The sequence below is a fragment of the Antrihabitans stalactiti genome (genome assembly GCF_012932915.1).
Lineage (GTDB): Bacteria > Actinomycetota > Actinomycetes > Mycobacteriales > Mycobacteriaceae > Antrihabitans > Antrihabitans stalactiti.
This window is the reverse complement of record NZ_VCQU01000004.1, coordinates 524073-544870: the sequence shown is the minus strand read 5'-3', so window position 1 is coordinate 544870 and position 20798 is coordinate 524073. Positions and strand designations below refer to the sequence as shown.

General features: G+C 63.2%; 35 protein-coding genes. 31 read left to right on the top strand and 4 right to left on the bottom strand.

What is annotated here, in order from left to right; translation table 11 throughout:
• Window positions 1–140 precede the first annotated feature (140 nt).
• Window positions 141–689 carry a DUF8020 domain-containing protein gene (locus FGL95_RS14970; protein ID WP_169588067.1) on the bottom strand — a complete coding sequence of 183 codons (549 nt, stop codon included), beginning with the start codon at window positions 687–689 and terminating at the stop codon, window positions 141–143.
• Between the two features lie 459 nt (window positions 690–1148).
• Here FGL95_RS14970 and rpsJ point away from each other — a divergent pair, with 459 nt between their 5' ends.
• The 15 genes from rpsJ to FGL95_RS14895 all read left to right on the top strand — a co-directional run bounded on the left by rpsJ (window position 1149) and on the right by FGL95_RS14895 (window position 8178).
• Complete coding sequence (rpsJ, locus tag FGL95_RS14965; RefSeq protein ID WP_003938093.1) at window positions 1149–1454, top strand: 30S ribosomal protein S10; 306 nt, start codon at window positions 1149–1151, stop codon at window positions 1452–1454.
• Between the two features lie 8 nt (window positions 1455–1462).
• Window positions 1463–2128, top strand: a complete 666-nt coding sequence (gene rplC, locus FGL95_RS14960) for a 50S ribosomal protein L3 (RefSeq protein ID WP_169588065.1) — start codon at window positions 1463–1465, stop codon at window positions 2126–2128.
• Window positions 2125–2817, top strand: coding sequence for a 50S ribosomal protein L4 (gene rplD, locus FGL95_RS14955; protein WP_169588063.1), 693 nt, complete (start codon window positions 2125–2127; stop codon window positions 2815–2817). Before rplC ends, rplD begins: the two co-directional genes overlap by 4 nt.
• Window positions 2814–3119, top strand: a complete 306-nt coding sequence (rplW, locus tag FGL95_RS14950) for a 50S ribosomal protein L23 (protein WP_169588061.1) — start codon at window positions 2814–2816, stop codon at window positions 3117–3119. The genes rplD and rplW overlap by 4 nt, the downstream gene beginning before the upstream one ends.
• A 32-nt stretch (window positions 3120–3151) precedes the next feature.
• Window positions 3152–3991, top strand: a complete 840-nt coding sequence (gene rplB / locus FGL95_RS14945) for a 50S ribosomal protein L2 (RefSeq protein ID WP_169588059.1) — start codon at window positions 3152–3154, stop codon at window positions 3989–3991.
• A gap of 16 nt (window positions 3992–4007) precedes the next feature.
• On the top strand, window positions 4008–4289 hold the full coding sequence (rpsS, locus tag FGL95_RS14940) for a 30S ribosomal protein S19 (protein WP_169588057.1): 282 nt from the start codon (window positions 4008–4010) through the stop codon (window positions 4287–4289).
• Entirely contained in the window at window positions 4286–4720 is a 435-nt protein-coding gene (gene rplV / locus FGL95_RS14935) for a 50S ribosomal protein L22 (protein ID WP_169588055.1), read from the top strand. The genes rpsS and rplV overlap by 4 nt, the downstream gene beginning before the upstream one ends.
• A complete protein-coding gene (gene rpsC, locus FGL95_RS14930; RefSeq protein ID WP_169588053.1) occupies window positions 4720–5535 on the top strand; it encodes a 30S ribosomal protein S3 in 816 nt (271 codons plus the stop codon). The genes rplV and rpsC overlap by 1 nt, the downstream gene beginning before the upstream one ends.
• A gap of 3 nt (window positions 5536–5538) precedes the next feature.
• A complete protein-coding gene (gene rplP / locus FGL95_RS14925) occupies window positions 5539–5955 on the top strand; it encodes a 50S ribosomal protein L16 (RefSeq protein ID WP_169588051.1) in 417 nt (138 codons plus the stop codon).
• Entirely contained in the window at window positions 5955–6191 is a 237-nt protein-coding gene (rpmC, locus tag FGL95_RS14920) for a 50S ribosomal protein L29 (RefSeq protein WP_169588049.1), read from the top strand. The genes rplP and rpmC overlap by 1 nt, the downstream gene beginning before the upstream one ends.
• The gene (gene rpsQ, locus FGL95_RS14915; protein ID WP_169588047.1) at window positions 6188–6475 is read left to right on the top strand and encodes a 30S ribosomal protein S17; all 288 of its coding nucleotides are present in this window, start codon (window positions 6188–6190) and stop codon (window positions 6473–6475) included. The genes rpmC and rpsQ overlap by 4 nt, the downstream gene beginning before the upstream one ends.
• A gap of 263 nt (window positions 6476–6738) precedes the next feature.
• Window positions 6739–7107 (top strand): 50S ribosomal protein L14, encoded by a 369-nt coding sequence (gene rplN, locus FGL95_RS14910; protein WP_169588045.1) that lies wholly within the window; start codon window positions 6739–6741, stop codon window positions 7105–7107.
• Entirely contained in the window at window positions 7108–7422 is a 315-nt protein-coding gene (rplX, locus tag FGL95_RS14905; protein WP_169588043.1) for a 50S ribosomal protein L24, read from the top strand. It abuts the gene before it with no gap.
• A 1-nt stretch (window position 7423) separates the two neighbouring features.
• The gene (rplE, locus tag FGL95_RS14900) at window positions 7424–7990 is read left to right on the top strand and encodes a 50S ribosomal protein L5 (RefSeq protein WP_169588041.1); all 567 of its coding nucleotides are present in this window, start codon (window positions 7424–7426) and stop codon (window positions 7988–7990) included.
• A 2-nt stretch (window positions 7991–7992) separates the two neighbouring features.
• Window positions 7993–8178: a type Z 30S ribosomal protein S14 gene (locus tag FGL95_RS14895; protein ID WP_169588039.1), complete on the top strand. Its 186-nt coding sequence runs from the start codon at window positions 7993–7995 to the stop codon at window positions 8176–8178.
• Window positions 8179–8248: 70 nt separating this feature from the next.
• Here FGL95_RS14895 and FGL95_RS14890 read toward each other — a convergent pair whose 3' ends face one another.
• Complete coding sequence (locus tag FGL95_RS14890) at window positions 8249–9580, bottom strand: AIM24 family protein (protein ID WP_169588247.1); 1332 nt, start codon at window positions 9578–9580, stop codon at window positions 8249–8251.
• Window positions 9581–9623: 43 nt separating this feature from the next.
• Between FGL95_RS14890 and FGL95_RS14885 the strand changes: the two genes are divergently transcribed.
• From FGL95_RS14885 to map, 10 genes are all read left to right on the top strand, one after another.
• Window positions 9624–10361: an acyl-[acyl-carrier-protein] thioesterase gene (locus FGL95_RS14885; RefSeq protein WP_169588037.1), complete on the top strand. Its 738-nt coding sequence runs from the start codon at window positions 9624–9626 to the stop codon at window positions 10359–10361.
• A gap of 205 nt (window positions 10362–10566) precedes the next feature.
• Window positions 10567–10965: a 30S ribosomal protein S8 gene (gene rpsH, locus FGL95_RS14880; RefSeq protein ID WP_169588035.1), complete on the top strand. Its 399-nt coding sequence runs from the start codon at window positions 10567–10569 to the stop codon at window positions 10963–10965.
• A 13-nt stretch (window positions 10966–10978) separates the two neighbouring features.
• Window positions 10979–11518 carry a 50S ribosomal protein L6 gene (rplF, locus tag FGL95_RS14875; RefSeq protein WP_169588033.1) on the top strand — a complete coding sequence of 180 codons (540 nt, stop codon included), beginning with the start codon at window positions 10979–10981 and terminating at the stop codon, window positions 11516–11518.
• Between the two features lies 1 nt (window position 11519).
• Window positions 11520–11921: a 50S ribosomal protein L18 gene (gene rplR / locus FGL95_RS14870; protein WP_169588030.1), complete on the top strand. Its 402-nt coding sequence runs from the start codon at window positions 11520–11522 to the stop codon at window positions 11919–11921.
• 46 nt (window positions 11922–11967) lie between these two features.
• Window positions 11968–12636 carry a 30S ribosomal protein S5 gene (gene rpsE / locus FGL95_RS14865; RefSeq protein ID WP_169588029.1) on the top strand — a complete coding sequence of 223 codons (669 nt, stop codon included), beginning with the start codon at window positions 11968–11970 and terminating at the stop codon, window positions 12634–12636.
• The gene (rpmD, locus tag FGL95_RS14860) at window positions 12629–12808 is read left to right on the top strand and encodes a 50S ribosomal protein L30 (RefSeq protein WP_169588027.1); all 180 of its coding nucleotides are present in this window, start codon (window positions 12629–12631) and stop codon (window positions 12806–12808) included. The genes rpsE and rpmD overlap by 8 nt, the downstream gene beginning before the upstream one ends.
• 1 nt (window position 12809) lies before the next feature.
• The gene (gene rplO / locus FGL95_RS14855; RefSeq protein WP_169588025.1) at window positions 12810–13250 is read left to right on the top strand and encodes a 50S ribosomal protein L15; all 441 of its coding nucleotides are present in this window, start codon (window positions 12810–12812) and stop codon (window positions 13248–13250) included.
• A gap of 495 nt (window positions 13251–13745) precedes the next feature.
• Window positions 13746–15071 (top strand): preprotein translocase subunit SecY, encoded by a 1326-nt coding sequence (secY, locus tag FGL95_RS14850; protein WP_169588023.1) that lies wholly within the window; start codon window positions 13746–13748, stop codon window positions 15069–15071.
• Window positions 15068–15613, top strand: a complete 546-nt coding sequence (locus FGL95_RS14845) for an adenylate kinase (protein WP_169588021.1) — start codon at window positions 15068–15070, stop codon at window positions 15611–15613. Before secY ends, FGL95_RS14845 begins: the two co-directional genes overlap by 4 nt.
• Window positions 15613–16410, top strand: a complete 798-nt coding sequence (gene map / locus FGL95_RS14840; protein WP_169588019.1) for a type I methionyl aminopeptidase — start codon at window positions 15613–15615, stop codon at window positions 16408–16410. Before FGL95_RS14845 ends, map begins: the two co-directional genes overlap by 1 nt.
• A gap of 5 nt (window positions 16411–16415) precedes the next feature.
• Here the strand turns inward: map and FGL95_RS14835 are convergent, their stop codons facing one another.
• Window positions 16416–16874, bottom strand: a complete 459-nt coding sequence (locus FGL95_RS14835; RefSeq protein ID WP_169588017.1) for a DUF4383 domain-containing protein — start codon at window positions 16872–16874, stop codon at window positions 16416–16418.
• Between the two features lie 38 nt (window positions 16875–16912).
• Complete coding sequence (dtd, locus tag FGL95_RS14830; protein ID WP_169588015.1) at window positions 16913–17350, bottom strand: D-aminoacyl-tRNA deacylase; 438 nt, start codon at window positions 17348–17350, stop codon at window positions 16913–16915.
• A gap of 210 nt (window positions 17351–17560) precedes the next feature.
• Here dtd and infA point away from each other — a divergent pair, with 210 nt between their 5' ends.
• The 6 genes from infA to FGL95_RS14800 all read left to right on the top strand — a co-directional run bounded on the left by infA (window position 17561) and on the right by FGL95_RS14800 (window position 20700).
• Window positions 17561–17782 (top strand): translation initiation factor IF-1, encoded by a 222-nt coding sequence (infA, locus tag FGL95_RS14825; protein WP_003418601.1) that lies wholly within the window; start codon window positions 17561–17563, stop codon window positions 17780–17782.
• A 73-nt stretch (window positions 17783–17855) separates the two neighbouring features.
• Window positions 17856–17969: a 50S ribosomal protein L36 gene (gene rpmJ / locus FGL95_RS14820; protein WP_169588013.1), complete on the top strand. Its 114-nt coding sequence runs from the start codon at window positions 17856–17858 to the stop codon at window positions 17967–17969.
• Between the two features lie 168 nt (window positions 17970–18137).
• Window positions 18138–18512, top strand: coding sequence for a 30S ribosomal protein S13 (gene rpsM, locus FGL95_RS14815; protein ID WP_169588011.1), 375 nt, complete (start codon window positions 18138–18140; stop codon window positions 18510–18512).
• The gene (gene rpsK, locus FGL95_RS14810; RefSeq protein ID WP_169588009.1) at window positions 18512–18925 is read left to right on the top strand and encodes a 30S ribosomal protein S11; all 414 of its coding nucleotides are present in this window, start codon (window positions 18512–18514) and stop codon (window positions 18923–18925) included. The genes rpsM and rpsK overlap by 1 nt, the downstream gene beginning before the upstream one ends.
• Before the next feature lie 19 nt (window positions 18926–18944).
• On the top strand, window positions 18945–19550 hold the full coding sequence (gene rpsD, locus FGL95_RS14805; RefSeq protein ID WP_169588007.1) for a 30S ribosomal protein S4: 606 nt from the start codon (window positions 18945–18947) through the stop codon (window positions 19548–19550).
• A gap of 91 nt (window positions 19551–19641) precedes the next feature.
• On the top strand, window positions 19642–20700 hold the full coding sequence (locus tag FGL95_RS14800; RefSeq protein ID WP_169588005.1) for a DNA-directed RNA polymerase subunit alpha: 1059 nt from the start codon (window positions 19642–19644) through the stop codon (window positions 20698–20700).
• The last annotated feature ends 98 nt before the right edge of the window (window positions 20701–20798 follow it).

The following is a 20798-nucleotide window of genomic DNA, read 5'->3' as shown; positions in this document are numbered from 1 at the left end:
CGCGCTATCTTACTCCAGAGTCAGTTAGCGGCCGAACTTCCAGCTTTGGGACCGGCATCGCCACGCAGGCGCGCGCACAAACCGAAGGTCACCTTCGTGCAGTCAGGCTGCACGAAGGTGACCTTCGGTCAATGCGGTGCTTAGCGACCGGAGAGCAGGTCGACGAGCGTTCCGTTGATCTGGCCCGAGTTGGGGCTGCCGATCGCTCCACCGATTGCGATACCGGGGATGCAACCCAAGAAGAACAGGAACGCACCGATGAGGCATCCGATGACAGCGCCGACCCAGCCGCCGTTCGTCACGCCCCATACCCACTGACTCCACAGCGCATTGGCTGTATCAAGGGTCGACACATCGCGAAGTACCAGCGCGCTTCCGTCGGGGCTGACGGTCGCGGCAACTGGGACTCGCTCGCCGCTGACAGTGAGCGGAATCGACTCGATCGTCGCCCCTGCGGCGTCGAGGACATCGATCGCTTGGGCTGCGGCATTGTCGACGAACCGACCCGACGCGAGGGTTGCGGTGATCGAGTTCGTGGCGGCGTCCAAGCTCGCACTTACCTGCGATGCTTGAGCTGTCGCCGTGGCCGGTTCGGCCGTCGCGGTGGCGGCACCGACAGTGACTGCAGACGCGGTCAGGGCGGCGATTGCGATGCTGCGGCCGAGTGTCTTGAATGATATGGACATCATGAAGCCCCCTTGCTGCTGGTCAGTGCCGTAATCGGGCGATGGGTCGGTCCGTCGTCCCGGCAATTCTTAGTATGGCGAACCGACGTGGAAATCGAGTGCATTCGGGCGTTCCGGGGCGATTTGAACTCGGAGGGCCGTTCCGGCATACTGTTCAGGTTGCCTTGAACCGGGACGCGCTTGTCTGCGGCCTGGTAGGGCGAGTAATCAGCACGAGCACCAACCCCAGCACTCGTACGAGTGCGTCCGGGACGACATTCTTGCGGCCGAGGGCCGACGAATGTGCGAAAGGGCGACACGCCCGACCGCGTGGACCGGAGCAACCTTGACAGATGAACAGCGGCAGCGGATCGGGATGCGATATTCCCGTGCCCGCCCACGCGTTCGCCGACAAGGTCCGGGGGGCAAGACAGCGGTTTAGGAACAACGCCGTAGTGAGACGTCGAGAAGAGGACAGATAGCGTGGCGGGACAAAAGATCCGCATCAGGCTCAAGGCCTATGACCATGAGGCGATCGACGCGTCAGCGCGCAAGATCGTCGAGACGGTTACCCGTACGGGTGCCCGCGTGGTCGGCCCGGTGCCGTTGCCCACAGAAAAGAACGTGTACTGCGTCATCCGCTCGCCGCACAAGTACAAGGATTCGCGCGAGCACTTCGAGATGCGCACGCACAAGCGACTGATCGACATCCTCGACCCGACACCGAAGACGGTTGACGCGCTCATGCGCATCGACCTGCCGGCCAGCGTCGACGTGAACATTCAGTGAGCGAGAACATGACTGACAACAAAAACCGGCCTGCGACGGGCATCCTCGGTACCAAGCTCGGGATGACGCAGGTCTTCGACGAGAACAATCGCGTCGTTCCGGTCACCGTCGTCAAGGCGGGCCCGAACGTCGTCACCCAGATCCGGACGCAGGAGCGGGACGGCTACAGCGCCATCCAGGTCGCGTTCGGTGCAATCGATCCCCGCAAGGTGAACAAGCCGGTCAGCGGCCAGTTCGCGAAGGCAGGTGTGACCCCGCGTCGCCACGTCGTCGAGCTGCGCATCGCCGATACGTCCGGCTTCGAGATCGGCCAGGAGCTCACTGCAGAGGTCTTCGCTGACGGCGCATTCGTCGACGTCACCGGAACCAGCAAGGGCAAGGGCTTCGCCGGAACCATGAAGCGTCACGGCTTCAAGGGTCAGGGCGCGAGCCACGGCGCACAGGCTGTGCACCGTCGGCCGGGTTCGATCGGTGGCTGCGCCACTCCGGGCCGCGTGTTCAAGGGCATGCGCATGTCCGGCCGCATGGGTAACGACCGCATCACCACGCAGAACCTCACGATCCACAAGGTGGATGCCGAGAACGGTCTGCTGCTGATCAAGGGTGCGATTCCGGGCCGTCGAGGCAACGTCGTAATCGTCAAGAGCGCAGTGAAGGGTGGTGCGCGAGCATGACCAACGCCGAGAAAGTCTCCACAACTAAGGCGTCGGCGGCTTTGACTCTCGATGTCAAGGCTCCAGGAGGCAAGACCAACGGCACCGTCGATCTCCCCGCGGAGATCTTCGATGTGACCGCAAACATCGCGTTGATGCACCAGGTCGTCGTCGCGCAGCTCGCTGCCGCACGTCAGGGCACGCACGCTACGAAGACCCGCGCGCAGGTCAGCGGTGGCGGTCGCAAGCCGTACCGCCAGAAGGGAACCGGCCGCGCCCGTCAGGGCTCGACTCGTGCCCCGCAGTTCGCAGGCGGTGGCGTCGTCCACGGTCCGCAGCCGCGTGACTACAGCCAGCGCACCCCCAAGAAGATGAAGGCTGCCGCACTGCGCGGTGCCCTGTCGGACCGGGCACGCAACGAGCGAATCCACGTCATCACCGAGCTCGTCGCGGGGCAGACGCCGTCCACCAAGTCGGCGAAGAGCTTCCTCGCCGAGTTGTCGGATCGCCGCAAGCTGCTCCTCGTCGTCGGCCGCGAAGATGTCGCCGCGTGGAAGAGCGTTGCGAACCTGCCTGGTGTGCTGCCGATCGCGCCCGATCAGCTCAACACCTACGACGTGCTCGATAGCGACGACGTCGTGTTCAGCGTCGAGGCGCTCAACACGTTCGTCCACGGGCCCTCAGAGGCTGCCCAGGAGGAGAGCAAGTGACTGTCCAAGCAGACCCACGCGACATCCTGCTCGCGCCGGTCATCTCCGAGAAGTCCTACGGGCTGATCGAGGAAGGCACCTACACCTTCCTGGTCCACCCGGACTCGAACAAGACGCAGATCAAGATCGCCGTCGAGAAAGTCTTCGGCGTGACCGTGACCAGCGTCAACACTGCCAACCGTCAGGGCAAGCGCAAGCGGACCCGTTTCGGTTACGGCACGCGCAAGAGCACCAAGCGCGCGCTCGTGACCCTCTCGGCCGATAGCAAGCCCATCGAGATCTTCGGGGGCCCGGTCGCCTAGGCGCCCGGACTCCAGAAAGTAGAAGAGAACTCATGGCTATCCGCAAGTACAAGCCGACTACCCCGGGCCGTCGTGGCGCGAGCGTTTCGGACTTCGCCGAGATCACTCGGTCGACGCCCGAAAAGTCGCTCATCCGCCCACTGCACGGTCGGGGTGGACGTAACGCCCACGGTCGCATCACCACTCGACACAAGGGTGGCGGCCACAAGCGCGCCTACCGCTTGATCGATTTCCGTCGCAACGACAAGGACGGCGTGCCGGCCAAGGTTGCGCACATCGAATACGACCCCAACCGCACCGCGAACATCGCGCTGCTGCACTTTGCCGACGGTGAGAAGCGCTACATCATCGCGCCGAAGGGCATCGTGCAGGGTTCCCCGATCGAGGCCGGCCCCACCGCCGACATCAAGCCGGGTAACAACCTGCCGCTGCGCAACATCCCGACCGGTACCACGATTCACGCTGTGGAACTGCGTCCGGGCGGTGGCGCGAAGATGGTTCGCTCCGCCGGTGCAGGTGCCCAGCTGCTCGGTAAGGAAGGCACCTACGCGACCCTGCGTATGCCGTCCGGTGAAATCCGTCGCGTCGACGTGCGCTGCCGCGCCACCGTCGGCGAGGTCGGCAACGCCGAGCAGAGCAACATCAACTGGGGCAAGGCCGGCCGTATGCGCTGGAAGGGCAAGCGCCCCACCGTCCGTGGTGTCGTCATGAACCCGGTCGACCACCCGCACGGTGGTGGTGAGGGTAAGACCTCCGGTGGTCGCCACCCGGTCAGCCCGTGGGGACAGCCGGAAGGCCGTACCCGCAAGCCCGGTCGCCCAAGCGACAAATTGATCGTCCGCCGCCGCCGCACTGGCAAGAACAAGCGATAACAGGAGGGAGAGAAGGATGCCACGCAGCCTGAAGAAAGGCCCGTTCGTCGACGATCACCTCCTCGCGAAGGTGGACGTTCAGAACGACAAGGGAACCAAGCAGGTCATCAAGACCTGGTCCCGCCGTTCGACCATCATTCCGGATTTCATCGGACACACCTTTGCGGTGCACGACGGCCGCAAGCACGTCCCGGTGTTCGTTTCGGATTCGATGGTCGGGCACAAGCTCGGCGAGTTCGCGCCGACGCGCACGTTCAAGGGTCACATCAAGGATGACCGGAAGGCGAAGAGGCGATGAGCGAGACTGAAACCGCGACCCTCACCGCGAGGGCAACGGCCAAGCACGTTCGCGTGACGCCGATGAAGGCGCGTCGCGTCATCGACCTCATTCGTGGTCGTTCGGTCGAAGATGCGCTCGCGATCCTGAAGTTCGCGCCGCAGTCTGCGAGCGAGCCGGTCGCCAAGGTTGTCGCAAGTGCCGCCGCGAATGCGGAGAACAACTTGGGACTCGACCCGTCGACGCTCGTCGTGTCGAAGGCATACGCGGACGAGGGCACCACCCTGAAGCGGTTCCAACCGCGTGCACAGGGTCGTGCGTTCCGGATCCGCAAGCGTTCCAGCCACATCACGATCGAGGTCGAGAGCATTCCGAAGACTGGTAGCACCAGCAATCGGTCACGCCGCAGCTCGGGCTCGAAAACAGCCGCAGCCAAGGGAGGTGCTCAGTAGTGGGCCAGAAAATCAACCCGCACGGCTTCCGACTTGGTATCACCACCGACTGGAAGTCCCGCTGGTACGCAGACAAGCAGTACGCGGAATACGTGAAGGAAGACGTCGCGATCCGCAAGCTCCTCGCCACTGGCATGGAGCGGGCCGGCATTGCGAAGGTCGAGATCGAGCGCACCCGCGATCGCGTTCGGGTGGACATCCACACCGCGCGTCCGGGCATCGTCATCGGTCGTCGTGGCGCGGAAGCGGACAAGATCCGTGCCTCGCTCGAGTCCCTCACCAAGAAGCAGGTGCAGCTCAACATCCTCGAGGTGAAGAACGCTGAGGCCGAGGCCCAGCTCGTCGCCCAGGGTGTTGCCGAGCAGCTGTCGAACCGCGTGGCGTTCCGTCGCGCGATGCGTAAGGCGATTCAGTCGGCAATGCGTCAGCCGAACGTCAAGGGCATTCGTGTTCAGTGCTCCGGTCGTCTCGGTGGTGCCGAGATGAGCCGTTCGGAGTTCTACCGCGAAGGTCGAGTGCCGCTGCACACGCTGCGTGCGGACATCGACTACGGCCTCTACGAGGCAAAGACCACCTTCGGTCGTATCGGCGTGAAGGTCTGGATCTACAAGGGCGACATCGTCGGCGGTAAGCGCGAGCTTGCTCCCTCGGCAAATGCCGGTGCGCCCGCAGGCGACCGCCCGCGTCGTGAACGGCCGGCTCGTCCGCGTCGCTCCGGTGCGTCGGGTACCACCGCGACCAGCACTGAGGCAGGCCGCGCCGCGTCGGCGTCCGAGGACGTCACCGTCGCTCCTGCAGAAACACAGGAGAGCTGACCAATGTTGATGCCAAGAAGGGTCAAGCACCGCAAGCAGCACCACCCGAGCCGGTCCGGCACGGCCAAGGGCGGCACGCAGGTGTCGTTCGGTGACTACGGCATTCAGGCGCTCGAGCCTGCTTACATCACCAACCGGCAGATCGAGGCCGCTCGTATCGCGATGACCCGCCACATCAAGCGTGGCGGCAAGATCTGGATCAACATCTACCCGGATCGCCCGCTCACCAAGAAGCCTGCCGAGACCCGCATGGGTTCCGGTAAGGGTTCCCCCGAGTGGTGGATCGCGAACGTCAAGCCGGGTCGCGTGATGTTCGAGATGACCTACCCCGATGAAGCAACGGCTCGCGAGGCAATGACCCGCGCGATCCACAAGCTTCCTTGCAAGTGCAGGATCGTGACGAGAGAGGAGCAGTTCTGATGGCTACTACTGGAACCCCAGCCGCAGAGCTCCGCGAGCTCACGGAAGAAGAGCTGATTTCTCGCCTGCGTGAATCGAAGGAAGAGCTGTTCAACCTTCGATTCCAGATGGCGACCGGACAGCTCGACAACAACCGTCGACTCCGCACCGTTCGTCATGAGATTGCACGGATCTACACGGTCATGCGTGAGCGCGAGCTCGGCCTGGCCACCGGACCTGCAGGCGATGCCGCATGAGTGAGGACAAGAACGTGAGCACGACAGAAGAAGTTCGCAACCGCAGAAAGGTCCGCGTCGGCTACGTCGTCTCGGACAAGATGCAGAAGACGATCGTGGTCGAGCTCGAAGACCGGGTCAAGCACCCGCTCTACGGCAAGATCATCCGTCGTACCACCAAGGTTAAGGCGCACGACGAGAACGGCACTGCCGGTGTCGGCGACCGCGTCCAGCTGATGGAGACCCGTCCGATGTCGGCGACCAAGCGCTGGCGTCTGGTCGAGGTACTCGAGCGCGCCAAGTAGCACTCGAAGAACACGCATGAAGCCCGTCCCTGCACAGGGGCGGGCTTTCTGTGTCTGCGCGGGGTAACGGGGGCTCGCGATTTGGAGCTCACCTGCGGTTTCGCCTACACTTGACCGGTTGCCTGCGGGACTTGTGTCCGCGATCCGGCAGCGAACCCCTTGTGGTGTACATATCCGCAGGCAGGCGCGCGTTCGGACGGCAACAGACCACGCTCGTCGGGTCGGAATCCGGCGCGCATCATCGCCAGGTCTAGGAGAAGTAGTTGATTCAGCAGGAGTCGCGACTGCGCGTCGCCGACAACACGGGTGCCAAGGAGATTCTCTGCATCCGCGTTCTCGGTGGTTCGTCGCGTCGCTATGCCGGGATTGGCGACATCATCGTCGCCACCGTGAAGGACGCCGTCCCCGGCGGCAATGTGAAGAAGGGTGACGTCGTCAAGGCCGTCATCGTGCGCACGACCAAAGAGCGTCGGCGTGCAGACGGCAGCTACATCAAGTTCGACGAGAACGCCGCCGTCATCATCAAGCCCGACCACGATCCCCGTGGCACGCGCATCTTCGGACCGGTCGGTCGCGAGCTGCGTGACAAGAAGTTCATGAAGATCGTTTCGCTCGCCCCGGAGGTGCTGTAGATGAAGGTGCACAAGGGCGACACCGTGCTCGTCGTTTCCGGTAAGGACAAGGGCGCGAAGGGCAAGGTCATCCAGGCCTACCCCGCGACCTCGAAGGTCCTCGTCGAAGGCGTGAACCGGATCAAGAAGCACACCGCAGTGTCCGCGAACCAGCGTGGCGCACAGTCGGGCGGCATCGTCACTCAGGAAGCGCCGATCCACGTCTCGAACGTGCAGGTCGTCGACTCCGATGGCAAGCCGACCCGCGTGGGTTACCGCACGGACGAGAATGGCAAGCGGGTGCGGATCTCCCGTCGCAACGGGAAGGACATCTGAGATGACCACGACTGAAAACAAGACTCAGCCGCGGCTGAAGCTCCGCTACCGCGCAGAGATCAAGGACGCGCTCAACAAAGAGTTCGCCTACGACAACGTCATGCAGATCCCCGGCGTCGTCAAGGTTGTCGTCAACATGGGTGTCGGTGACGCCGCCCGCGACGCGAAGCTCATCAACGGTGCGGTCCACGACCTCGCGCTGATCACCGGCCAGAAGCCCGAGATCCGCAAGGCCCGTAAGTCCATCGCGCAGTTCAAGCTCCGCGAAGGCATGCCGATCGGTGCTCGCGTCACGCTTCGTGGCGACCGCATGTGGGAGTTCCTCGACCGGCTCACGTCGATCGCGCTTCCCCGCATCAGGGACTTCCGCGGTCTCTCGCCGAAGCAGTTCGACGGCAACGGCAACTACACCTTCGGCCTCAACGAGCAGTCCATGTTCCACGAGATCGATGTCGACAAGATCGATCGGCCGCGCGGTATGGACATCACCGTCGTGACCACCGCTACCAACAACGAAGAGGGACGCGCGCTGCTCAAGCTGCTCGGCTTCCCGTTCAAGGAGAACTGAGCATGGCGAAGACAGCGCTGGTCAACAAGGCCAACAAGAAGCCCAAGTTCGCGGTCCGCGCATACACGCGCTGCCAGCGATGCGGCCGTCCGCACGCGGTGTACCGCAAGTTCGGCCTGTGCCGAATCTGCCTCCGCGAGATGGCACACCGCGGCGAGCTACCAGGCGTTCACAAGAGCTCCTGGTAATTCGTACCTAGACCGAAAAGGCACGGACTCGAATCGCGTCCGTGCCTTTTCGCGTTCGTGGGGTCGTGAGTCAGCGGCCGAGCAGTCCGCCCAGCATGCCGCCTGCGCCGGAGCCGGCCTGCTGACCACCTCCGGTGCCGCCGATGATTCCGCCGGGCGGCTGTTCCGAAGGTTGGACGATCACAAATCCGCGACCTGAGAACGCAAGGGTGAAGCGCTCGCCCGTGCTTCTGCCCATCAGGGTGCCGATATTGAATTGGTCGTTGCGCTTGACCGAGGTCTGCAAGCTCGACGACCAGGCGACCGCGGCTTGCGGGTCGGCGAACGTCGGCTGATCGACGTTCAGGACGACGGGCACGCCATGCGTGGTGATCGCGATTCGCCCTCGTCCGGTGAAGATGCAGTTGAACAGGCCTGCGTTGCTGGCCATCGCCGCGCCCTGGACGCGACCGATCGTGTACGAAATCGTCGAGTCGAATGCGAGAACGTTGGCGCCGTTGATCGTCAGACCGTCCGTGCCGTCGAGGTCGATCAGGTGAACATCCGACGCGGCGTCGGCCAGGAAGAGATCGCCGTTTCCGGAGACCTTCATCAGCGGCACGCCTTCGCCGGACAGCCGCTGCCTAATCACGTTTCCGATACCGCCGGCGCCGAGTGCCTCGAAACGCATGTCGCCCTGGTAGGCCACCATCGAGCCGGCTCTGGCCATCACCTCGCCGTTCATGGCGACTTTGATCATCTTGCCGCCCTGCTTCTGAATGCCCCTGCCGGTGACCTCGGCATGGCTGGCGTTGAACAGGTCGCTCTGCATGGGGCTTGCTCCTTGCTGAGGTGGCGGCGGTGGCATTGACGGGCGCGGGGCTGCAGCCTGCGGTGGGGGAGGAGGAGGTGGTGGCGGTGGCGCAGGTTCGTCATCGATGTTGATTCCGAACGCGGTCGCGATGCCTGCAAGGCCGTCGTCGTACCCCTGACCGACCGCCCGGACCTTCCATGCCTCGGCGCGCCGATAGATCTCCACGCAGACGAGGGCGGATTCCGTTGTGAGCCCGGACATTTCGAACGTCAGGTCACCGACTGTGGCGACGATCGAACCCGCGCTGGCGAACGTCGACGGACCGGATCCGTCGAGGCTCGCGGTGACGACGACCTTGTCGACGTCGGCAGGCAGGCTCCTCGTGTTGACTGCGATGACGTCGCCGGCGCCTTGGCCATGGTGATACGACACGCCTGGGCCGACGGGATTGTTGAAAAACACCAGGTCCGAGTCGGTCCGCACCTTGCCGTTGGCGGCGAGGAGTAGTGCGGATACATCGACGGCGGACGCCGACCTGACGGTGACCGTCAACTGCTCGGACGGTGCAGGTCGGTTCTCCCCGCGGGCGAGGCTAGTCACGTCATCCAGTGTGGCACGGTCGTCGCGTATGCAGACGGGCTATCGTCTGCCAATGCCTCCAGGTCACCCACTCCCACCAGTGCCGGAACACGAGAATGTGTACGAGACCTCATTGCGATTCGCGGGCAGCGAGATCGATGAGGACTATCGATTGCGGCTCGACGCGATAGCGCGTTTCCTGGAAATCATCGGGCTCGAGCATCTGGAAGACGCGAACGCTTTCGAAACCCATCCCCATTGGATCGTTCGGCGAACTGTGATCGACGTGATCGAGCCGATCAAGTTTCCGGAAGTCGTCCGGCTGCAGCGGTGGTGTTCGGGTGTATCGCCTCGCTGGTGCAACATGCGGGTGCGGCTCGAAGGCAGTGACGGTGGCCTGGTCGAGACCGAGGCCTTCTGGATCAACATGAACATGGAGACGAAGGGCCCGTCCCGGTTCACGGATTACTTCTTCGACTATCTCGGGGCGACGACGACGGAACACCGGCTGAGGTGGCGGCCGTGGCTCACCGACAGCCGATCGGACGAACCCGGCGTGGTTTTCCCGCTCCGTCGCACCGACCTGGACCACTTCGAGCACATCAACAACACGGCGTACTGGCACGGCGTGCAGCAGACTCTCGACACGATGCCGGAGTCGTCGTATCGGGCGATCGTCGAATACGTCAAGGCGATCACATGGGGTGACGAGGTCCGGATTCACTCCCGTCGAGCAGACGACGACTCGGTGGAAATGACCTTTGCAGTCGATGACGACGTTCGAGCATTGGTGCACGTCGGACCGCTCTGACGCTCGATTTGGCCCACGCCGCGTGGTTCTCTACACTAGAGCGGTTGCCCGGGCACAGTTGTGTCCGTTGCGACGTGAACTCATCCGCCAGGCAATTGTCGAGGCGGACCAGCCGAATTGCTGAAGGCCCACGATCGGGTCGCTCTTTACCGAGCGTGCCGGTGTTGCATGGGAACCACAGCGAGAAAGGTGTCGAGGTCAAACCATGACCATGACCGACCCCATCGCAGACTTTCTGACACGTCTGCGCAACGCCAACTCGGCGTACCACGATGAGGTGAAGCTCCCGCACAGCAAGATCAAGGCGAACATCGCCGAGATCCTCAAGCGTGAGGGCTACATCTCCGATTACCGCACCGAAGACGCGACCGTCGGAAAGACGCTCATCGTCGACCTCAAGTACGGCCCGAGCCGCGAGCGCAGCCTCGCCGGCGTGCGTCGTGTCTCGAAGCCCGGTCTGCGGGTGTACGCAAAATCCACCAACCTGCCAAAGGTCCTGGGCGGCCTCGGCGTGGCGATCATCTCCACGTCGACCGGTCTGCTCACCGATCGCCAGGCGGCCAAGCAGGGAGTAGGCGGGGAAGTCCTCGCCTACGTCTGGTAGGGGAGGCCACGCAATGTCACGTATTGGAAAGCTTCCTATTCCGGTGCCTGCGGGCGTCGATGTGAACCTCGACGGACAGAACGTCTCGGTCAAGGGGCCCAAGGGCACCCTCGAGCTGGTCGTCGCAGAGCCGATCACCATCGCGAAGGGCGACGACGGCGTCATCACCGTCAGCCGTCCGAACGACGAGCGTCGCAGCCGTGCGCTGCACGGTCTCACGCGCACGCTCGTGTCGAACCTGATCACCGGTGTGACCCAGGGCTACACGCGCAAGATGGAGATCCACGGCGTCGGTTACCGCGTCGCGCTCAAGGGCAGCAATCTCGAATTTGCGCTCGGCTTCAGCCACCCGGTGCCGATCGAGGCTCCCGAGGGCATCACGTTCGCTGTCGAGACGCCGACCCGTTTCTCGGTCTCCGGCATCGACAAGCAGAAAGTCGGCCAGGTCGCGGCGAACATTCACCGTCTCCGTAAGCCCGACCCGTACAAGGGCAAGGGCATCCGCTACGAGGGTGAAGTTGTCCGTCGCAAGGTCGGAAAGACGGGTAAGTGATATGACGACCGCACAGTCCAAGAAGAGAATTCCGCTGGGCACCGATGTGTCCACGGCGCGCCGTTTGTCGAAGGCACGCAGGCACTTCCGTCTTCGCAAGAAGGTTTCGGGTACCCCGGAGCGGCCACGTCTGGTCGTCAACCGGTCCTCGCGTCACATTCACGTTCAGCTTGTGGACGACCTTGCCGGTCGCACGCTCGCTGCCGCGTCGACGACCGAGACCTCCTTCCGCGGTGCAGAGGGCGACAAGAAGGCGCTCAGCGCCAAGGTCGGCCAGCTGATCGCGGAGCGCGCCAAGGCTGCGGGGATCGAGGCGATCGTGTTCGATCACGGCGGCCACGGCTACCACGGCCGGATTGCGGCTCTGGCAGACGCAGCTCGCGAAGGCGGGTTGAAGTTCTGATGACAAAGACAAACAGCACGAACTTGAACAACGGAAAGGCAGTCTGATGCCGGGACGTCAAAGGCGTGACGGCGGAAGCGGACCCGCCGGAGCCAACGGACCAAGTACTGACGGGCGTGGCGGCGAGCGCGGCGGTCGTGACGGCCGCGGTGGCGGTCGTGACCAGCGCGGACCCGCGGCCGAGAAGACGAACCAGCTCGAGCGGGTCGTCGCGATCAACCGCGTATCGAAGGTCGTGAAGGGTGGTCGTCGCTTCAGCTTCACCGCCCTCGTGATCGTCGGTGACGGCAACGGATTGGTCGGCGTCGGCTACGGCAAGGCCAAGGAAGTTCCCGCGGCGATCCAGAAGGGTGTCGAGGAAGCGCGTAAGGGCTTCTTCCGCGTCCCGATGATCGGCAGCACCATCACTCACCCGGTTCAGGGCGAAGCGGCCGCAGGCGTTGTCATGCTGCGTCCCGCCAGCCCGGGTACCGGTGTGATCGCGGGTGGCGCAGCGCGTGCCGTCCTCGAATGTGCTGGTATCCACGACATTCTGGCCAAGTCGCTCGGTAGCGACAACGCCATCAACGTCGTGCACGCCACAGTTGCAGCTCTCAAGGGCCTGCAGCGTCCGGAAGAAGTGGCAGCCCGTCGTGGCCTGCCGATCGAGGACGTTGCTCCCGCCGGCATGTTGCGTGCGCGCAGACTGGCAGCAGGGAGTGCAAGCCATGGCTGAGCTGAAAGTTACCCAGGTCAAGAGCAAGATCGGTGCCAAGCAGAACCAGCGCGACAGCTTGCGCACGCTCGGTCTGCGCGGCATCCGCCAGACCGTTGTTCGCGAGGACAACGCGCAGACTCGCGGTTTGATCAACGCGGTCCGCCACCTCGTCACAGTTGAGGAGGTCTGACATGACCATCAAGTTGCATCATCTTCGCCCCGCACCGGGTGCGAAGACGGCCAAGACCCGCGTCGGTCGCGGTGAAGGCTCCAAGGGCAAGACTGCAGGTCGCGGTACCAAGGGCACCAAGGCTCGCAAGAATGTTCCGGCCGCCTTCGAAGGTGGGCAGATGCCGTTGCATATGCGCCTGCCGAAGCTGAAGGGGTTCACGAACCCGTTCCGCACGGAGTACCAGGTTGTCAACGTGGGCGCGATTGCCGAACTGTTCCCGCAAGGGGGCACGGTTGGTGTCGACGAGCTCGTTGCTGCAGGAGCCGTCCGCAAGAACCAGCTCGTCAAGGTTCTCGGCGAAGGTGAAATCGGCGTCGCTGTTCAGGTGAGCGCCAACAAATTCTCGGGTTCGGCGAAGGACAAGATCGCCGCTGCCGGGGGATCGGTCACCGAGCTCTAAAGAGATTCCGACAGCGAGGGCCGCGATCGAAGCACTGCTTCGGTCGCGGTCCTTCTGCGTTTCAGCGACTGCTGGATCGCGCTCGTCGCTGCGATCTGCCTGCAAATAGGCGAACCAGTCACCGACGTGACATTTGTCGCCGATGCGACGCGGTCCAACGTGTCGTCAACCGAAACAAGCCGGACGTTCATTGCTCCGACGAAGCAGGTTTGGACCCGTACCCATGCTCTACCACGTCTTTTAGAGAATCCGGCGGGACAAGCGCTCCGGCCCTACGCGGTGACGCAAGCGTTATCGCTGATCAAAAAGACAGCGCCTGCCGACGCTGGCTGGCAACGGGGCCGTGCTGGAGACCCCGCGGCGGCTGTTATCCTCGGAGGTTGTGTGATCCGGAGCTTTGGTGGATTCGCGCGTATGTCTATGTCATGTTGTCCATCGCTGGTTTCGTCCAGCTCTGCCGCTTGCCGCCGAAATCGGTGATGCCCAGGAGGATTAGTGCTTTCCGCCTTCGTGTCGGCCGTCAGGACCCCGGATTTGAGGCGGAAGATCCTCTTCACGCTGGGGCTGGTCGCCTTGTACCGCTTTGGTGCAGCGCTTCCGTCGCCTGGCGTCGACTACAAGAACGTCAAGAGCTGCATCGACCAAGTAACCGGTGGCGATTCGGCTGGTATCTACCAGCTGATCAACCTGTTCTCCGGCGGCGCGTTGCTGCACTTGTCGGTTTTCGCGATCGGCATCATGCCGTACATCACGGCCAGCATCATTATTCAGTTGCTCACCGTGGTCATTCCGCGGTTCGAGGCGCTGCGTAAAGAAGGCCAATCCGGCCAAGCGAAGATGACGCAGTACACCCGCTACTTGTCGATCGCTCTCGCGGTCCTCCAGGCGACCGGTCTGGTGGCGCTCGCGTCTCGCGGTCAACTGTTGCAGGGCTGCCAGAAAGACATCATCGCCGACAAGAGCATCTTCGGCTTGATCATCATCGTCCTGGTCATGACCGCCGGCGCGTCGCTGATCATGTGGTTCGGCGAGATCATCACCGAGCGCGGCGTCGGCAACGGTATGTCGCTGCTCATCTTCGCCGGTATCGCCTCGCGAATTCCGTCCGAGGGCAAGCAGATCCTCGACACCCGTGGTGGCATCGTCTTCGGCCTCGTCTGCCTCGCGGCGCTCGCCATCGTGTCCGGCGTGGTGTTCGTCGAGCAGGGGCAGCGCCGAATTCCGGTTCAGTACGCCAAGCGCATGGTCGGTCGGAAGATGTACGGCGGTTCCTCGACCTACCTGCCGTTGAAGGTCAACCAGGCCGGCGTCATCCCCGTCATCTTCGCGTCGTCGCTGCTGTATCTGCCGAACTTGATCGCACAGTTGACCACTTCGAAGGACGCCGCGGCGGAACCGAGCTGGTGGCAGAAGATCATCACGCAGTACCTCGTGAACCCCAGCAACCCGGTGTACATCGCCATCTACTTCGGCTTGATCGTGTTCTTCACTTACTTCTATGTGGCGATCACGTTCAACCCAGAAGAGCGCGCCGACGAGATGAAGAAGTTCGGCGGCTTCATTCCTGGAATCCGCCCAGGTAGACCTACCGCCGACTATCTGAATTTCGTGTTGAGCCGAATTACGCTTCCGGGCTCGATATACCTCGGTACAGTCGCCGTTCTGCCTAACCTGTTCCTCAACATCGGTTCCTCGGGCGGTTTGCAGAACCTTCCGTTCGGCGGCACGGCGGTGCTCATCATGGTGAGCGTCGGCCTCGACACGGTTAAACAGATCGAAAGCCAGCTAATGCAAAGAAATTACGAAGGGTTCCTCAAATGAGACTCGTACTGCTTGGCCCTCCCGGTGCGGGCAAAGGCACCCAGGCCGTTCTTATTGCGGAGAAACTCGGCGTACCGCACGTCTCGACCGGCGACCTGTTCCGCGCCAACATCGGCGAGGAAACGCCAGTAGGCCTCGAGGCCAAGAAGTACCTCGACGCGGGCGACTTGGTCCCGAGCGAGATCACGAACCGGATGGTCGAGGCACGCGTGGCCGAGCCCGATGCCGAGGCAGGCTTCGTTCTCGACGGCTTCCCCCGCACGGTCGGTCAAGCCGAGGCTCTCGAAGGAATTCTGCAGGCGCTGGGCACCAAGCTCGATGCGGTTCTGTCGCTGACTGTCGACGAGGACGTCGTTGTCGAGCGCATGCTCGCGCGTGGTCGCGCAGACGACAGCGAAGAGGTCATCCGCAACCGGCTTCGGGTATACCGCGAAGAGACGGCCCCGCTGCTCGACCATTACGACGGACTGGTTGTCAGCATCGACGGCGTCGGCGAGATCGAGGAAGTCAACCAGCGGGCCCTGGCTGCGCTGGGTCACTGATGGGAATACGCCGCCGGCGTAAGGTCGTGCCCTTTCGATCCGCGGGCGAGCTCGACGCGATGGCGGCTGCGGGCTCGGTCGTGGGGGCCGCGCTCGTCGCCGTTCGTGCCGCGACGAAGGCCGGGGTTTCGACTCTCGAACTCGACGCAATCGCCGAACAGGTGATTCGCGACGCGGGCGCCGTGCCGTCCTTCAAGGGCTATCACGGGTTTACCGGCTCCATTTGTTCGTCGATCAACGACCGCGTCGTGCACGGCATTCCGTCGGCAGACGATGTGCTCGTCGACGGTGACCTGCTGTCGATCGACTGCGGTGCGATCCTCGACGGTTGGCATGGCGACTCGGCATGGACCTATGGTGTCGGCGACATCATCGAAGCCGACCGCTTGCTCAGCGAGGCCACGCGTTTGTCGATGGAGGCAGGCGCCGCTGCGATGATCCCCGGCAATCGGTTGAGCGACATATCGCACGCGATCGAGTTGGGTACTCGCGCTGCGGAGAAGGAACACGGTCGCCAATACGGGATCGTCGATGGCTACGGCGGGCACGGCATCGGTCGTGAAATGCACATGGAGCCGTTCCTCGCCAACGAAGGTCCACCCGGGAAAGGTCCGGAGCTGGTCGTCGGTTCGGTCCTGGCCATCGAGCCGATGCTCACTCTGGGCACGTCGAACACCGCAATTCTCGACGACGACTGGACGGTCGTCACCACTGACGGCAGCCGCGCCGCGCATTGGGAGCACACCGTCGCAGTGACCGAAAACGGTCCGCGAATCTTGACCCTGCGCCCGGAGTAACTCCGCTAGCCGCGCAGATCGCTCATCGACTTGGCGAAGCTGCCGTCGAGCCTGATCTGTATCAGTGCGCAGGCGATCAAGATTCCCGCGACGACGAAGTGCTGGATCGCGTCGGCAATGTTGTTAGGGAAGTTGAAGACGTACGCGGGCTGATGCGAGAACAACGCCCATACGCCGGGAAGACCGCCGGCCACCCCAGCCGCGAAGCAGTAGAGCACCGACCACGACTTGCGGGTGGCGAACAACAGAGCCGGCCCGAACAGGAGCAGACCTGCCACGGCGTGCCAACCGTTGTAATCCATGCCGAGGATTTGTGCTGTCGGGGCGTCCGGGCCAATAGCGAAGCTCGGTTCGGCGATGAAGCCGACAATCGCTTGGACGACGTGAGCGACGGCTATGACCAGCACCGCCCATTGGACGAAGGCCCACTTGGTACGAGAACGACGTTCGATGCCAACAGCCATGATCAAAGCTCCCGCCCGGAGTTGATAGATCGTTCTAGTTAGAACTCTAACATCACAGTGACCGGTCCGTCATTGATCAGACTGACTTGCATATGAGCGCCGAAGCTTCCCGTTGCCACGGTCGCGCCGAGCGTTCGCAGCGCGTCAACCATGGCCTCGACCAGCGGCTCGGCCGCCGCGCCGGGGGCTGCCGCCGACCACGATGGTCGGCGTCCTTTCGTGGTGTCGGCATACAGCGTGAACTGGCTGACGACGAGGATCGGCGCATCGGTATCGGCCGCCGATCGCGCGTCGTCGAGGATGCGCAGCCGCCACAACTTGTCGGCCAATGCCGCAGCCGTCGCCACGGTGTCGGAATGAGTGACGCCGACCAGCGCAAGCAGGCCCTGACGACCTGGAGAAGGTTCGATCTCGCCCACGATGACGCCGTCGACCGCCACGGAAGCCGATAAAACTCGTTGCACCAATACCCGCACGAGACGAGCGTAGGTCGCCCCGAGATGTGGCATTTGGCGTGGGCGTCACATGCCGGTAAAGTAGGCGGACGGTGCGCTGTGCGTGCCGGTTGTTCGCGTGCCCTCATCTGGGAACGGATTCTGCTCAGCCGGTGCGGTCGTCGCTGGGCACCACAGTAGCGGTAGCGAATGCTTCCAACCAGGATTTATGAACCAAGAATCGCGGAGGATATGGCGAAGAAAGACGGAGCCATCGAGGTCGAAGGACGCGTTGTCGAGCCCCTGCCCAATGCAATGTTTCGCATTGAGCTGGAGAACGGCCACAAAGTTCTCGCGCACATCAGCGGAAAGATGCGTCAGCACTACATTCGTATCCTTCCCGAAGACCGAGTGGTCGTCGAGCTGTCGCCCTACGACCTCTCGCGCGGTCGCATCGTTTATCGGTACAAGTAACGACTCCCCGGCCGAGCGTCGGGGTTAACCCATGCCTGCCGTAAGGCGGGTCTGAAACAGGAGATTGGACGACGTGAAGGTCAACCCGAGCGTCAAGCCGATCTGCGAAAAGTGCAAGGTGATCCGCCGTAAAGGGCGAGTCATGGTGATCTGCGAGAACCTGCGTCACAAGCAGCGTCAGGGCTAGACCACCGCGCAACCGAATCGCAAATCGGCTCGGCACAGCAACAAAAGAAGACCTCCCAGCGCCAACCATGCACTTGGCATGGCAGCACCCCCGGACCGGAGGCCGGGGCCCCACAAGACGAGGGGACGGGCTGGGAGAAAACCTCCTAACGATTAAGGAAACTGCCACATGGCACGTCTCGCAGGCGTTGATCTGCCCCGCGAAAAGCGGATGGAGATCGCGCTGACCTACATCTACGGCATCGGCCGTACCCGCTCCAAGGAAATTCTCACGGCTACCGGCGTCAGCCCGGACCTGCGAAGCAAGGATCTCGGCGACGACGACCTCGCGAAGCTCCGTGAGTACATCGAAGATTCGCTCAAGGTCGAGGGTGACCTCCGCCGCGAGGTTCAGGCGGATATCCGCCGCAAGATCGAGATCGGCTGCTACCAGGGTCTTCGCCACCGTCGTGGGCTGCCCGTTCGTGGACAGCGCACCAAGACCAACGCGCGTACCCGTAAGGGCCCCAAGCGCACCATTGCCGGCAAGAAGAAGGCGAAGTAATGCCACCCAAGTCACGTACAGCTGGTCCGAAGAAGACCCAGAAGACCCGGCGCAGGGAAAAGAAAAACGTTCCCCACGGCAACGCGCACATCAAGAGCACCTTCAACAACACCATCGTGTCGATCACCGATCCGGCCGGAAACGTCATCTCGTGGGCGTCCTCGGGCCATGTCGGCTTCAAGGGTTCGCGCAAGTCGACGCCGTTCGCGGCTCAGCTCGCCGCCGAGAACGCTGCCCGCAAGGCGCAGGAGCACGGTGTCAAGAAGGTCGACGTTTTCGTGAAGGGCCCCGGCTCCGGTCGCGAAACCGCGATTCGTTCGCTGCAGGCCGCAGGCCTCGAGGTCGGCACCATTTCCGATGTGACCCCACAGCCGCACAACGGCTGCCGTCCGCCTAAACGTCGTCGCGTCTAGCGGGAAGGAATAGAACAAAATGGCTCGTTATACCGGACCCATGACCCGCAAGTCGCGTCGTCTTCGCGTCGACCTCGTCGGCGGAGACCAAGCGTTCGAGCGTCGCCCCTACCCGCCCGGCCAGCACGGCCGCGCGCGGATCAAGGAGAGCGAATACCTGCTCCAGCTGCAGGAGAAGCAGAAGGCTCGCTTCACCTACGGCGTGATGGAAAAGCAGTTCAGCCTGTACTACAAGGAGGCGAACCGCCAGAAGGGCAAGACCGGCGAGAACCTCCTGCGTCTGCTCGAGACTCGTCTCGACAACGTTGTGTACCGGGCAGGTTTGGCACGCACGCGTCGCCAGGCTCGTCAGCTCGTCAGCCACGGCCACTTCACGGTCAACAACGTGAAGGTCGACGTCCCGTCCTACCGCGTCTCGCAGTACGACATCATCGACGTCCGCCCGAAGTCGCTCGAGACGCTGCCGTTCCAGATTGCACGCGAGACCGTCGGCGACCGCCCGGTTCCCGGTTGGTTGCAGGTTGTCCCCGGTCGGCTGCGGATCCTGGTTCACCAGGAGCCTGAGCGCGCCCAGATCGACGTGCCGCTCACCGAACAGCTGATCGTCGAGTACTACTCGAAGTAATGCGTCGTCGCTGCCCGCACTCGCGGGCAGCGCTTCGTATCCCCACACGTGGGCGTCAAATAGTGGGCGCCCGTAACAGGAGGAACACCACATGCTGATTTCTCAGCGCCCGACCCTGACCGAAGAGGTCTTGGCCGACAACCGCTCGAAGTTCACCATCGAGCCCCTCGAGCCCGGCTTCGGCTACACGCTCGGCAACTCGCTGCGTCGCACCCTGCTGTCGTCCATCCCGGGCGCGGCGGTCACAAGCATTCGCATCGACGGCGTGCTGCACGAATTCACCACGGTCCCCGGAGTCAAGGAAGACGTCACCGACATCATCCTGAACCTCAAGGGCCTCGTCGTGAGCTCGGAAGAGGACGAGCCGGTCACCATGTACGTGCGCAAGCAGGGTCCGGGCACCGTCACCGCTGGTGACATCGTTCCCCCCGCGGGCGTCACCGTGCACAACCCGGACATGCACATCGCAACCCTGAACGACAAGGGCAAGCTCGAGATCGAGCTCGTCGTCGAACGCGGTCGTGGTTACGTGCCGGCAGTGCAGAACAAGGCATCCGGTGCCGAGATCGGCCGTATCCCGGTCGACTCGATCTACTCGCCGGTCCTGAAGGTGACGTACAAGGTCGAGGCCACTCGTGTCGAGCAGCGCACCGACTTCGACAAGCTGATCCTCGACGTGGAGACCAAGAACTCCATCACGTCGCGCGACGCACTTGCTTCGGCCGGTAAGACGCTCGTCGAGCTGTTCGGTCTGGCGCGTGAACTCAACGTCGAAGCCGAAGGCATCGAGATCGGACCCTCGCCTGCCGAGGCCGATCACATCGCATCGTTCGGGCTGCCGATCGAAGACCTGGACCTCACCGTCCGTTCGTACAACTGCCTCAAGCGCGAGGGTGTTCACACGGTCGGCGAGCTCGTTGCCCGCACCGAGTCGGACCTGCTCGACATCCGCAACTTCGGGCAGAAGTCGATCGACGAGGTCAAGGTCAAGCTGCACTCGCTCGGACTGTCGCTCAAGGACAGCCCCGCGTCGTTCGATCCCGCGTCTGTTGCGGGCTACGACGCCGCGACCGGCACCTGGGACGACAGCGCAGCCTCGTTCCACGGCGACGATTCGAACGAAGACTTCGCCGAGACCGAGCAGTTGTGATTTGTGAGCGAGCCGGAGCGAGGGCTGATCGCACGATCTTCCCTCCTCGCTCCTCCGCTTCGCTCCTCCGCTCGTCAGTCCAGATCGCGCGGCCCTCG